Origin of the sequence: Clostridium sp. KLE 1755 (genome assembly GCF_000466465.2) — a bacterium.
Lineage (GTDB): Bacteria > Bacillota > Clostridia > Lachnospirales > Lachnospiraceae > Eisenbergiella > Eisenbergiella porci.
The window spans coordinates 73,110-86,252 of record NZ_KE992779.1; the positions used below are offsets into that span (position 1 = coordinate 73,110).

Consider the following 13,143-nt stretch of genomic DNA (forward strand, 5'->3'; position numbering starts at 1 on the left):
GCCATATGGATAAATTTAGTCCCTCGTCTGTAAAATGATCATATAACACGTCATTCACCTCAATTCGTATTGAACTCTTTTAACAAGTGTTCGTGCCCCAAAGGAGCCAACTCCTGCACGTCCATAAGGAAAAGGCCCATTTTCAGTTACAGTTACCAAACATTCCCCATCAACCCAGACAGCGATTGAACCACCATAGATCTCCATACGGATACAGTATTCTTTCCAGGGCAAAAGCAGACAACGCTGGCGCCACAACTCCTTTTTCCCAAAATTCATCCGCCAAATGAACATATCATTACCGTCAAATCCCAAAAAATATCCACGGTGCCCGATATGAACCTGCTCATGATAACTGGAATCCTCACTCACGCGAAGAAAAAGCCCGGAAGGATTATCCGAATCAAACTCATAAAATAAAATATCTGCTTCTATAAAACCATCTGTATGAAATCGATTTCCAAACCGGGAAAGTACATGCCCTTTGCGATCCATTTGCATGCCCTCCACACGATCAATACTGATATCTCCTTCGATCTGATCGGCTATATGGCAAAGCTCCAATCCACAATATTCTCTCTGTTCCGGTTCCGGAGCAGGGAATAATTCCATGCTGTAAAGAAGCACTTCTCCCTCCTTTACAGTCAGGCTGCATTCCTGCATTCCTGCCTCCAGTGTAATAACATTCATTTCCATACGCCGCATGGTTTCCATCCTGTCCAACCTCATTTCAAAGTCACCTGTCTGGAAACAACATTTAATATTTGTATCTCCAAATGCCTGTATCAACGTCTGAATATGATATGCTCCAGTTCTTTCCACATTAATACGCAGTCGGATCGTTTCACCTCCACGCAACAAGAGATGCCGCTGCCCGTCGGCACACCGGAACTCCTTTCCGTCTGAACCCGGCATAGCTAATAAGGCATAAGCCGTACCTGGAATATTATTATAATGCAGCCGATCTCCTGACTGTCCAACCTGTCCGTGGAAAGCGACGTATGATGTCTGCATAGCTTTCTGTGAGCCAATTCGCCCTGTGCCATCCAATACTCTTACATGCCCCTGCATCATCAAATCAATAAAAAAACGAGTCTCATCTGCAGCGAATTCCACGCGCAGGGAATGCAGCACATCTGTGCGAAATCCCTCAAAGAGTTCTTTATCCAACAGACATTCCTGCTCATTTTCCTTTACCAGACTTACCGTAAACCGGCCTTCTGCGCAGGATATACTTATATACTCCTGTCCGTCTCGATATGCAAATAACGCAATCCCGTCATTTCCCGGTATCAATGTAACCTCCGCTGTCCCGGTCTTTCCCAGTTCTTCGGAAGAAAGAATCTGGCCCATGGTATGCAGAAATTTTTTTTCATCCTCTTTACTGTCCGCCCAGCCATAAAAATCTGCGCGAGGAGGAACCGGGCATTTTCCTTGTGATGGACCGCTCACTGCCAATTCGTCTCCCGGAAAGAGAATACGATCCATCCGCGAATTCCGACCATCCCGTTCTCCCCTTCGATCCACAGGATAGCTATGATAAAAAATCCAGTAACTATCCAGATCCGGACCAATTACACTGGAGGAATGGCCAAGGCTGCCGCTTTCATAATCAGAATTAACCAATACTGTCTTATTGCGCGGAACCATCCATGGACCTAACGGTCCTTTCTCGCTGACAGCATAATCAATTCGGTATCCCCGAGACAGCAGATGATTTCCTGTCATGGTAATATAATAACGTCCGGCTCGTTTGAATACGCCTGGCCCCTCTGTCCAATGTCCCATTGATGTACCAAACAGTTCATGAGCCTCATGGACTGTTCCATCACGATCCAGCTTATGAGCATATATTGAAGGATTTCCGGCCCGAAATAAATAAAGTGAACCATCATCGTCGGCAAATATGGAACCATCAATTGTCTGTCCAAAATTATCCGTAAGCCGTTCAAAGGGACCGGTAGGATTGCAGGAAGTATAAATATAGTGTCCTTCCCCACGTGGAGAAGTAATTAGATAAAAAATACCATTAAAATAAAAAATCTCAGGCGCATAAGCGTAGCTTAGAATTGGATCATCTGCAACAATTCCAATACATTCCCAATTCGTCAGGTCTTCAGATTCCCAAGCTACAATACCATCCGGACCTGCAGAAGGGTACAGATAATACCGACCATTAAACCGATATACAAACGGATCACCAACCTTAGCCCAGCCCTCTTCCATTCCTTCACCTTTCAGTTCAGGCAGATGAATCGGATTTTGATATTGCTTCATAGACTATTCCTCTCTTTCTCTCCAAAGCTGACTCTCGAACAATTTATGATACATGTTTTGTTCTTTTGTCAGAAAAAGGGCTACGCAATTGCGTAGCCCAAAGATTTTGTCATAGGTCATCCTTGACGCTGTCAATTACCTTGGTCATTTCTTCTGCAATTTTGTCAATTGCCTCCTGTGCCGTGATATCACCGACCAGTGCAGATTGGATAGCTATTTCTTCAACATCACCTATCTGAGCTGAAACGTATGGAATATCTGTATCTGCAAGCTGAGAAGCCGCCGCCAGATTTTCTTTTAACGCATCGTAAACCGGATTGCCCAATTCAAGGAAAATATCTCGTTCATAGTTAGATGCACGGCAGGGATCCATTTCGATCGGTGCCTTAATATACTCACCATCCTTGGATGTAACCAATTCACAGAATTTAAATGCCATTTCCTGTTCGGGACTACTGGCTGCAATGGACATTGCCCATCCTCCCAAACAAGGACTTCCGCCCGGAACAAGACCATATCCAACCTTTCCCTTTGTGGGAGAGCCATCTGCCTCACAATTCATATATAAGCCCGGCCATTGCTCCATCATCGCTGCGTTGCCCTGAGCAAAATAAGTATTTCCGGTATCCCAGTCAAAGGTGATACTCTCTTTGGGTGCAAATTTCACCAAATCCAGCATGAACTGGAGTGCCTTAACTCCACTGCCATCCGTAAATCCAGGGGTAAAATTATCCCCGATTTCTTCTCCCCCAAAATATCCTAAATGGTTAAACCAGGTGAACCGACTGGATCCCTTGGACAAAACTCCTGAATATCCATAGTCAACAGGTGAATCGGGATTTTCTGACTTTGTAAAGAATTCCGCCACTTCCAGCATCTCCTCCGGTGTCGCAGGAACAGTCAATTCACGACCGTATTTTTCTTTAAACTTGGACTTCAGGTTTTCGTCTTCAAACAGATCCTTACGATAGAAAAATACCATTGAATCAGGCTTGAAAGGAAATGCAACCTGCATACCATTATATCTGGAATAGGTATCATACATGCCTGTAAGGAAGTCCTTCTCATCGTAATTAGGACTGGCAACCGTATCCAGCATTTCAGTAATATCAGTTAGCAGACCTGCATGGGCAAAAGAATGAATATACGCAATCGGCATACAGACAATATCGAACTGATTGCTTGTCAGTCCCATCTGCCCTTTCTCAAAGAGCTGATCCGGGAAGGATTGTACTTCCACTACTCCCCCTGTCATTTCCTCGAAAAGAGAGGCAAAAATTTTAAATACTGTTTCGTAATTGGCACCTGAACATGCAACTACAATCTTTTTTCCTTCATACATCCCTGGTTTAAGTGTCCCGTCAAGATCCAGATTATCCAGCATGGGATAATCTGCAACCCTGGCTCCCGATGAAGAAACCTGTTCAGCAGCTGCATTTTCTTCTCCACCCGATGTTTCTCCGGCAGGACTTTCTTCAGGTTGAGATGCGTTTGCACCACTGCTCTGATCTGCTGCAGGCGTACCACTACCACACCCTGTCGCACTACCCAGAAGCGTCAGTGCAAGAAGAATTGCCAGAATCTTTCTTTTCATAAAATAACCTCCTTTGTGTGAGTGTCCGAACCACCCTTATGCAATCATAACGGCTGGAACGATACAATTTTTATTGACTGCGTACCTATCCCTTCACTGCTCCTGCTGTAAAGCCTTTTACAATATATTTTTGCATGGTGAGTGAGAGAATTATAGCTGGAACCATTGATAATGTGCCTGCCGCAGCAATTGAGCCAAAGGGCGTATCCCGGTCACGCTGAATCATAGTATTGATAGCAATCGGCAGGGTCTTTGCCTCATCCCGGAATGTCAGCGTTAATGCCAGTCCAAACTCATTCCATGCTCCGATAAAACACAGGATAGCGACTACCGAAATACTCGGAAGCACCAGAGGAAGAGCAATATTCCAATACATCCGGTAACTGGAACACCCATCAATACTGGCTGATTCATAAATCTCCCGCGGAATTTCATCATAAAAATTTAGAAACAGCCAAATCGACATAGGCAATGAAAAAGTACAATAAGCTGCAATAAGGCCAATGGAATTATCCAAAAGTCCCAGATTCAGATAAATAATGTACAATGGGATTGTATAAAGCAATCCTGGTATCATTCGAATGACGTAAATACCAAAGGACACTGTTTTGCTTCCTTTAAACCTGAAACGTGTGAGACCAAAGCCTGCCATAGAAGCTACCAGCACACATAAAAGGGTAGTAAAAGTTGCAATCTTGGCACTATTAAACAGGAACGTCGGAAAATTGGATTTACGAAAAATCTCTATGTAATGTGCTGTTGTCACCCGTGTGGGAATGTACTGCGGCACCGTAGTAAGAATATCCTCATTGTATTTAAATGACATAGTCACAGCCCAGTAAATCGGAAAGACAAAGAAAAAGCTAAACACACACAGACCAATGAAAATTCCCACTTGAACCAAACGTTTCTTTTTTAAATATTTGGATTTCATATGCCTCCTCCCTTCAATCGTCCTGTTTGCGCATAATCAGCATAGTAGCAACAGCTACAATTGAGACCACCACAAAAAAGATAAAAGCTCCTGCCGAACCTTGTCCCACATTATTATATCGGAACGCTGTTTTATAAATTGTTGTTCCAATTGTTTCTGTAGAGGCTCCCGGTGCGCCATTGGTCAACTGCATAACCGCATCGAATGCACGTAATGCATCACTGATGCGAATAGAAATCACAAGTGCGATAAAATTACGGATAGTTGGCAGTGTAATACTAAAGAAAATACGCGGTCCTGTCGCACCGTCAACTCGTGCCGCTTCTATCATTTCAGTAGATACCGTCTTAAGAGCTGCCTGGAAAACAAGAACACAAAACGGTGTCGCCATCCATATTTCAACAATTATTATGGCAATTTTTGCATAAAATGTTTCTCCCAGCCAGTTAATTTCCGAGAATCCCAAACGTGCAAGCGTATTATTGACTACCCCATAAACCGGATAGAACATCAGCTTCCAGACCGTGGCTGAAACCACTGCTGCAACCATCATAGGGATAATCAAAAGTGTCTTAAAAGGAGCAGCGAAACGGACTGAAGCTTCACTGTTGAGCATAGATGCAATTACAAGTCCTAATACAGTTTCAATAACAACTACCACTACTGCAAAGGTCAACGTCCATTGGATCGATGCAATAAAGTTCTTATCGACCAACATATCTATATAATTTTTAAGACCGACAAAATGTATTGTACTTGCAGGCATAGCAAGGTTATATGACTGAAAGCTTAGATAAAATGAATATCCAATCGGAATAATGGATATACATACCAGCATTATCACTGCCGGCCCTAAAAAAACTACCGGAGCTACTCTTTCAGAAAATGGTCTCTGCGTTCCTGATTTTCTTTTAACCACAGGATTACTCATTATGCTTTAATATCTCCTTTCTTTTTGCAAGTTTTCTTTATTTGCCCTGATTATAGCATTTGGCAATTGTGAATTATATACTATATATGGTATATAATTTCAAAAAGACTATATATTTTTATGCATTTTATAGTAAAAATTATTTTTACCGCTTTTTTCTATTGTGCATTATATTTAATACATCAACCTTATACCCACACAGTTACTTCGATGACAGTTCTTCCCAATACGCGTTATAGGGAAAGTTTTGAGGCCCTCAACAACTCATCAGGGAACGGCTGCTTCCGGCCGCAGTTTTTCTCAAAACTCCCTCCAATACACCATTGCAGTTGCCATCAGTATCGGCTACAGTAATTACCTGTATTTTTCTATCGTATTCAAAACATATTACTGTTGTACCCTTTTCCTATATGCAGAAAAGCTTCAGGCGCCGGACTAATATAAATCCGACAGTCTGAAGCTTTTCAATATATTTTTTCAAACCTTACCACTATGTCTGATGCCAGGATAGCTCCCGGCCGCTGTATGTCCCAGACCTCTCCCGGCCGTTGCGCGTCCCCTGAAAAGTCATTTCTTCTATTCACATCAACCCCATCCTCACCTCCGCCACATAGGCCCCGATCTGAAACAACAGCCAGACAGTTAAAATACATAATATAAAAATTCCCAATACCACCAGGCCTTCATTGATTCTCCGTTTTATCCGGCGGCGGCGTCTTGCCGCGGCATTGTCCTGTTTATTCATAAATTCATACTGCACTTTTCATTCTCTCCTTTCCGTTTCTTAACCACGACTTGATTATATCAGCCGTTTTCCTGCCGGAAAACAAGAGAATTATGTGGCATACAATTTAGTTTTTTATGCCATACCATTTTTCGGGATCTTGAATACGTTTTGGGAAATGTTCTTCTTTCTTCTGCCTACCAGATCTGAATCCGTTCCTCCGGCGGAACGTACATTCCATTCCCTTCCTTAATTTCATAGGTATCATAAAATTCCTGGAAATTACATACCACACGGTTGACCCGCAGAATGCTGGGGCTATGTTCGTCCGATTCCGCCATAGCCTCCGTATTTTTGCGGGATGTGGATCTCAGCCAGGCTTTTGCATAGGCCCGGAAAAATTTATAATAATCAGGGGAAGCCTGCTTTTTCAGCACCTCCAGGGCACAGGCATTCTCTTCAGGCGTACCCGCCGCCTGTACCGTTTCCTCATATTATCCGCCCGACTCCGTCACCTCTGCAGCACTTCCAAACAGTATCACGGCCGACATTGCCACCGCCAGCAAACGAACCAATACTCTTTTTTCCATTTACGCTCTCCTTTTATTTTTTGTTATCTGCCATCAGCCCTTATCTTTGGAAAATGTACTGTGAAGGGAATGGTTTTTGCATACCTTTAAGCATTTTCCGCAGCGGATGCATTCCATAGTATTAGGCGTCTGGTATACAGGCAGATCCATAGGAAAGGCCCTCTGGCATGCCTTGCAGCCGGTACATTTTCCCTGATTAACTTCAAACCGGTACAGGGCGATGGGATTAAACAGGCTGTAGATGGCTCCCAGAGGACACAGATAGCGGCAAAACGGACGATATACCTTTATGGCCCACACCACAACAACATGGAGACCAAAAACCTTCCAGCCAAACAGAAAACCAAGCCCGGCTCTGAGTAAGGGATTCAGCGCAGTCAGCACGATTCCTCCCATCAGCGTTCCCGACAGGCAGATTAGCTTGCAAAACCAGAATATGCCTCCTACAGATGTTCCTCTATAATCTTTCTCCAGCCTTCCTTATCAATTTTTTTCATGACATTCTCTCCTTTTCTCTTGTTCTCTGCCTGCGTGTTTTCTCATCTGATGACCTTAGTCTAGCATGCTGTTAAAACGCAGACAATTTACTTACATTACATTTTTGTTATGTTGCATAAGCATAAAAAAGCCGGAAGAACTGCCGCATCCTGCGGTATGTTCTCCCGGCATGGCCGGTTTAATCCATGGGCCGCCCGCTTGGGAGGCCAAATCCTGCTATTTCTTCCGGAAAGAAAGCTTCGCATAAAAATATTTTAACCTGTTATCTATAAACGACTGCCACCGTCCGGCAAATGCAGGCAGATCCCCTTTTTGCAAATCCTCTTCCAGCAGCGCGATAAACTCATCCAGGCTGCTGTTCAGCTCTCCGTTTTCCATCATTACTGCTGAAAAAATATAGCCCCATGCTGCCAGCTCCCTCAATTTCTCATAGCATTCCCGGATAATAGAAGAGGGACATTCACTGGAGATGAAGCTTAAAAGAACGTCAATACAGAGTATACTGCTTGTTTTTCCATGAAGCTGCCTGATTCTCTGTAAGAATTCCCCCTTCTTCTTTTCTTCGGCAGCTTCCAGCGTAAAAAGCGTCACACCGCTTACCGTCAGGGCCAGAATCTGCATTCCTTCTCCATGCATCTTTAAATTTTCGCGTATTTCCGGAATTTCCAAAATTTTAATATCTACCGGCTCCAGACATACCTTTGTCCCGATTCCCATATACGTCCTGGTTACGCCCAACGAGTTCAGCACATCCAGTGTACGGCGCACCGTGCTTAAGGACACCCCGTAACGCTCCGCCATTTTAGGAAGAGAGGGAAGATAGCTGTCCACAGGATAATCCTCCCACAGAATTTCACGTATGATTTCAGAAGCAAGGGTATAACGCACCTGAGGCCTCCGGCGGCAGATTATCCATGAAAAGGGAATCTGCTTCACATTTTCCAGATGATACTCCTCACGCGCAGTCTCAATGAAATCAAGCACCTCATCCTGCATGCTGGTGAAATAATCATCAAAATCCTGTTTCATATCATTGATCTGCTCCTGCGATAACCTTCCCTCCACAGCATACACCGGCCTTTTTTCATTCCGTTGGGGATACAGAAATTTCAGATAGCGCAGGCACTGCCAGTAAAGGTTAATCAGCAGCTCATTGTCAAATACACGCAGAATGTCAAAATACAGCTTTACAGGCGGCGATATGGTAACCTTCCCCTTATTTTTACCATTCCCAAATGCACTGTTTAATACATCCAGCTCCACGACAGGCGTCCCTATTTTCCACATAGGCAAAAAAAGGAATTCACCGGCATATTGGAAATCAATGATTCCCTCCTTGCGCGGTACAAAATATTTTGCGGCATTTTCCCGGAATACTTCTTCCGATCCCTGATATATCACCCTTGCGGTTTTCCGCTCTTCTGTTTCTATATAGCCGTTTTTCTCCAGCTTATCCAATGCGGACAGAACCGTGTTCCGCCCTAACCGGAAGGCCGCGCAGATCTGCGGCACCGACGACAACCGCTCCCCATATCTGTATATTCCAAAAAGGATACGGGATTCATAATATTCATAAATCAGATCTGTAAGCCCTCTGTTTTGTTCCATCCCTTTTCCTCTTTATTCAAATGATTTCTCCCACAGCTTCGGCAAGCTGATGAAATATCATAGAAATTACCGGCACTCTGTCCCTATTAGGATCTGATTCGATTGTAACACTCTTTGTACATGGCCGCAATAAAAGCTGTACAATCTTTCGTTAAAATCCACAAAATCGGACACAGCTCAAATCCACGTTGGTTCCTGTCAACAGCGTTCTTTGTCCGCCTGCTGATTCGGATATTTATTCCCAACGGTCAGGTGACTGAAGGCCGCCCCGCCTGTGCCAGGCTAAAAATTCAGCCTGCTCCACAGGCCCTGCAATTCCCCTGGGACCGTTTTCCACATCCTCGTCCCCATTTCCCAGAAAGAGCGGCCGGGGCGCTATCAGGGAACAGATGTCGCTGACATCCGCAAGCTCCCATAACCCCAGAAAATAATTACAGCAGCACAAATGACTGTGAAGCATGCTTTCAGGATAGTTGTGCAAGTAACCGCTTATGACTGCCAGGCTGATTCTCTCATCCATGGCCGCAAGCCACATGGAGGCCTGTCCTCCTCCGGAAAAACCGACGCAGCCGATCCTTTCTGCGTCCACATAATCCGGCCCTTCCGCGTAATCCATGAGTCTTTGCATATCCCAGAGCATCACGCCTGCCCGCTCCTGCCGCGTCTTCAGGCCCCGCCAGCCCTGTGATGACGTGCAGCCCCAGCTTCTCTGACACAGCCTGTCTGAGCGTCCCCTTCAATCGCAGGAAATCTTCCTCATTTTCCGCACAAAATGCATATTTTCCGCCCCTTTTTCCACAGGCATATTGAAAAAAATCCATATAGGAATAATGCTCCACCCTCTTTCTACGCTCCTCATGAAAGCAGTCTGATTTCTTTTGCAAAAGGCCCTGTTTCGATTCCTGCTTCCGCAAGGCTTTCCGCCTTTTTGCCCCGGATGGAAAGATTTTCGATAGTAACATCCGAAACGATATGCTCCGCATCATAGCCCCTGATGCATGACTTTACCTCTCCGCAGCCGGTGTAAGTAATATTTTTAAACCGGATATGCGCAATCCCGCCGCCGGGCACCGGATTATAATCCGGGTTGCGTTTTACCTGAATATCAAGAAGCTTCCCCCTCTGGAAGGGCTCTATACGAATGTCTTCGTAAACCACATTCCGCACCGTATTTTTGTCTCCTGCATTGATCGCCATGCAGCCCAGATAGCCGTCCTGGTGCTCCCTGTGCTCCAGAATATCCAGATCCTCAAAACGAATATCCTCCAACACATTCCCGTCATGCTCATAATCCCCATGGGTTCCGATCACCGTAGGATGAGCCACGTCCGCCCACAGGCAGCAGCTGGATACGGTAATATTCCGGCTGTCTGCGTTGTAATCCCATCTTCTTCCGTAAATCGCCACACAGTCATCCGATGTGCGCAGAAAGCAGTCTTTCACTGTAATGTCGGTGCTGCTCATGATATCCACGCCGTCCGACCAGCCTTCACAGCTGAACGCCGTGATATCTTCAATCTCTATTTTTTCCGAGCCGCCTATGTACACGCTGTAATGCGGCGGATTGATCAAATGAATTCCCTCTATCCTCACATTCCTTCCATGACTGATACGGATGGCGTTCAGCCCCCCGAAACGCTCGAAATTGGCCAGGTACAGACACCCCCTGCCATGGATGCGGATATTTTCCCTGTGACTGATGATAAAGGTTCCCACCAGAACGGCTCCGCCTTCAAGATAAACCTCCGTATCCGATGGTATCCGCATAGCGCATTCTTCCAGATAATGAAGCCCCGGCCCGAAATAAACACACCTTCCCTCCGGCATCCGCTCCAGCTGCCTCACCAGGTCCTCCGTCCTGTGCACTGAAACCTTTTTCAAATCTCCCGGAAGGAATATGGTATTACCACTTTCCGGTTCCGGCCTGTCTTCCCGGATACGCCCCGCTATCAAATGCAGGTTGTGAAAACGTTCCCTGTTTACTTCAATGGACAGCTTTACAGGCCGATCCAGATGCAGCCTTATCTTCTTCGAATCATATTCTGCTTTTATCCCCGCCGATAGCGGACGCACATCCACCTGATATATAAAAAACAGCGCCGGGCAGGTGATTTCCACCTCCGCTTCCTGGGAAAAATCAAAATATGCCATGGACGCGCAGCGCACCTCATGCATATCCACTTTTACCTGATAGCAGGAAACCTCCTGCCACTCCACCTGCCCGGCGGCCCTGACGCGGATCTGAAAATCTTTTTGCAGGACGGTGCCCTCCGGCGTCGGATAGTTTCTTATTGTTCCCATAGCTTCCTCCCTGAATCGTTGTCATATGTTTTCATTTCAAACCAGTCAAAATCTGCCGCCTTTCCAAACCCGGTCAGATCCTGGCAGCAGATGCCTGCCATGGCGCCGGTAAACCACCCCTCCAGGCAGGCCTCATCGGACATAAAGCTACAGTCCAGGACCGGACCGATTTCGGTAAGCGCATCCTCCGCATAGCCAAAATAGAACTGTATGCGCTCCCCCTCTACCTTTCCTTTTAAAATAATTGCCCTTCCCTCTTCTATTGGAATAAAGCCTATCGGGTATTCATACCTTTTGTTTTCCGCCTTCAGAATGCTGATTACCTTTCCCAGCTCTTCATCATGGCTCACATGCAGATACAGATAATTCTGATCATCATACATGAATATCAGCCCCGCCATCTGCTTGAAAACCTCCGGTTCAAATTCCATACAGGCGGATGCTTCAAAGGAAAATTCAGTCCACCTCCTGGCTATCAGGCTCTGGGAAAAACGGCTGGCAAGCCCGGAGCGTCCGTACATACGAAGGAAGCCCGGACGTTCTGTCAGGCTGATGTAATGCGCATCCATCGCAACCCTGAGGGACTGATATTCCCGGTCCAGCTCCTCTTCATTAAAATCATCCCGTGCTGCTTTCCCAGGGAACGGACATAGTGGCAGCTTCGGCGCATCCGCTTCCGTTTCCGGCAGGCTGTCTAACGTCTCCTTATCCAGGACAAGCCAGTCATCCTCCGTCCATCTTACCTTTTGGATTGCCGTTTCCCGTCCCAGGGTATAACGGCGGCTTCCCGGGAATCGGGGCGCATCCGCGCTGTTTCTGGCGGTAAGGGGTCTCCCGCAAAGATGGACCATGTACCATTCTCCGCCCTGCGTCTCCACCAGATCCCCATGTCCGCATTTCTGAAGGGCAAGCTCCTCATGATGGCGGCAGGTCAGAATCGACCAGGCTTCCTCTCCGGTATGCTCCATAAAATCCGCACGGTACATTTCGTATGGCCCCCATACGCTGCGGGAACGCTGGATAGTCTGTCCATGCGCCTCACCGGTCCCCGTGTCCGCCGAAAAAAGATAATACCATCCATTCCGTTTATAAATATGGGGGCCTTCCAGGAATATAGTGTCCGCCGCATAGATTTCCCTCACCGGCCCTGTCATTTCCTTCCTGACCGGATCGTACTCCTGCAGCACCAGCCTCCCCGCATATTTCTTCGGCACCCGGTGGTCCGTCACCATGCTTACCATATATTTTCGTCCGTCCTCATCGTGGAACAAAGACGGGTCAAATCCAAAATTATTCAAAGCGATGGGATCCGACCAGGGCCCATGGATGCTTTCCGCCGTCACCAGATAATTATTGGTATCGTACATATTACAGTAAAAGGCCTTCACAACCGTATAAACCAGATAAAATATCCCTTTATCATAGGTCAGGCACGGCGCCCAGACGCCCTGGCTCGCTCCCACGCCCCTCAGATCCAGCTGACCGGTTCGGTTCAGCGGATATTCTATCAGCTCCCAGTTGACCAGATCCCTGGAATGGTGCAGCCTTACGCCCGGCCACCACTCAAAGGTGGACGTTGCTATGTAGTAATCGTCGTCCACCCGAATGATGGACGGATCCGGATGAAAGCCCCTCAATATGGGATTCTTAATCTTCATAATGCACTCCTCTTTCATTTCGGATTAC

Annotated in this window: 11 protein-coding genes; all 11 read right to left on the reverse strand. The window is 46.2% G+C overall.

The window, feature by feature from the left end; genetic code table 11:
- Positions 1 to 54: 54 nt before the first annotated feature.
- Complete coding sequence (locus HMPREF1548_RS26965; protein ID WP_021640009.1) at positions 55 to 2,277, reverse strand: glycoside hydrolase family 43 protein; 2,223 nt, start codon at positions 2,275 to 2,277, stop codon at positions 55 to 57.
- Positions 2,278 to 2,386: 109 nt separating this feature from the next.
- The gene (locus tag HMPREF1548_RS26970) at positions 2,387 to 3,871 is read right to left on the reverse strand and encodes an extracellular solute-binding protein (protein ID WP_021640010.1); all 1,485 of its coding nucleotides are present in this window, start codon (positions 3,869 to 3,871) and stop codon (positions 2,387 to 2,389) included.
- 85 nt (positions 3,872 to 3,956) lie between these two features.
- The gene (locus HMPREF1548_RS26975) at positions 3,957 to 4,805 is read right to left on the reverse strand and encodes a carbohydrate ABC transporter permease (protein ID WP_021640011.1); all 849 of its coding nucleotides are present in this window, start codon (positions 4,803 to 4,805) and stop codon (positions 3,957 to 3,959) included.
- Positions 4,806 to 4,818: 13 nt separating this feature from the next.
- Complete coding sequence (locus HMPREF1548_RS26980; protein ID WP_035324203.1) at positions 4,819 to 5,736, reverse strand: carbohydrate ABC transporter permease; 918 nt, start codon at positions 5,734 to 5,736, stop codon at positions 4,819 to 4,821.
- Between the two features lie 580 nt (positions 5,737 to 6,316).
- Positions 6,317 to 6,496, reverse strand: a complete 180-nt coding sequence (locus HMPREF1548_RS26985; RefSeq protein ID WP_035324204.1) for a hypothetical protein — start codon at positions 6,494 to 6,496, stop codon at positions 6,317 to 6,319.
- Positions 6,497 to 6,657: 161 nt separating this feature from the next.
- On the reverse strand, positions 6,658 to 6,897 hold the full coding sequence (locus HMPREF1548_RS26990) for a M13-type metalloendopeptidase (RefSeq protein WP_021640017.1): 240 nt from the start codon (positions 6,895 to 6,897) through the stop codon (positions 6,658 to 6,660).
- A gap of 186 nt (positions 6,898 to 7,083) precedes the next feature.
- Positions 7,084 to 7,446 carry a 4Fe-4S binding protein gene (locus HMPREF1548_RS26995; RefSeq protein ID WP_021640018.1) on the reverse strand — a complete coding sequence of 121 codons (363 nt, stop codon included), beginning with the start codon at positions 7,444 to 7,446 and terminating at the stop codon, positions 7,084 to 7,086.
- Between the two features lie 318 nt (positions 7,447 to 7,764).
- Entirely contained in the window at positions 7,765 to 9,156 is a 1,392-nt protein-coding gene (locus tag HMPREF1548_RS27000) for a GntR family transcriptional regulator (RefSeq protein WP_021640020.1), read from the reverse strand.
- A gap of 235 nt (positions 9,157 to 9,391) precedes the next feature.
- Positions 9,392 to 9,799 carry an alpha/beta hydrolase family protein gene (locus HMPREF1548_RS27005; RefSeq protein ID WP_181970173.1) on the reverse strand — a complete coding sequence of 136 codons (408 nt, stop codon included), beginning with the start codon at positions 9,797 to 9,799 and terminating at the stop codon, positions 9,392 to 9,394.
- 212 nt (positions 9,800 to 10,011) lie between these two features.
- Positions 10,012 to 11,457 (reverse strand): glycosyl hydrolase family 28 protein, encoded by a 1,446-nt coding sequence (locus HMPREF1548_RS27010; protein WP_021640024.1) that lies wholly within the window; start codon positions 11,455 to 11,457, stop codon positions 10,012 to 10,014.
- Positions 11,445 to 13,115, reverse strand: a complete 1,671-nt coding sequence (locus tag HMPREF1548_RS27015; protein WP_051358492.1) for a glycoside hydrolase family 43 protein — start codon at positions 13,113 to 13,115, stop codon at positions 11,445 to 11,447. The genes HMPREF1548_RS27010 and HMPREF1548_RS27015 overlap by 13 nt, the downstream gene beginning before the upstream one ends.
- Between the last annotated feature and the right edge of the window lie 28 nt (positions 13,116 to 13,143).

Bases quoted from the DNA above. Each gene is read 5' to 3' on its own strand.
- HMPREF1548_RS26965 (WP_021640009.1), bottom strand. From the start codon at position 2,277: ATGAAGCAATATCAAAATCCGATTCATCTGCCTGAACTGAAAGGTGAA.
- HMPREF1548_RS26970 (WP_021640010.1), bottom strand. From the start codon at position 3,871: ATGAAAAGAAAGATTCTGGCAATTCTTCTTGCACTGACGCTTCTGGGT.
- HMPREF1548_RS26975 (WP_021640011.1), bottom strand. From the start codon at position 4,805: ATGAAATCCAAATATTTAAAAAAGAAACGTTTGGTTCAAGTGGGAATT.
- HMPREF1548_RS26980 (WP_035324203.1), bottom strand. From the start codon at position 5,736: ATGAGTAATCCTGTGGTTAAAAGAAAATCAGGAACGCAGAGACCATTT.
- HMPREF1548_RS26995 (WP_021640018.1), bottom strand. From the start codon at position 7,446: ATGGGAGGAATCGTGCTGACTGCGCTGAATCCCTTACTCAGAGCCGGG.
- HMPREF1548_RS27000 (WP_021640020.1), bottom strand. From the start codon at position 9,156: ATGGAACAAAACAGAGGGCTTACAGATCTGATTTATGAATATTATGAA.
- HMPREF1548_RS27010 (WP_021640024.1), bottom strand. From the start codon at position 11,457: ATGGGAACAATAAGAAACTATCCGACGCCGGAGGGCACCGTCCTGCAA.
- HMPREF1548_RS27015 (WP_051358492.1), bottom strand. From the start codon at position 13,115: ATGAAGATTAAGAATCCCATATTGAGGGGCTTTCATCCGGATCCGTCC.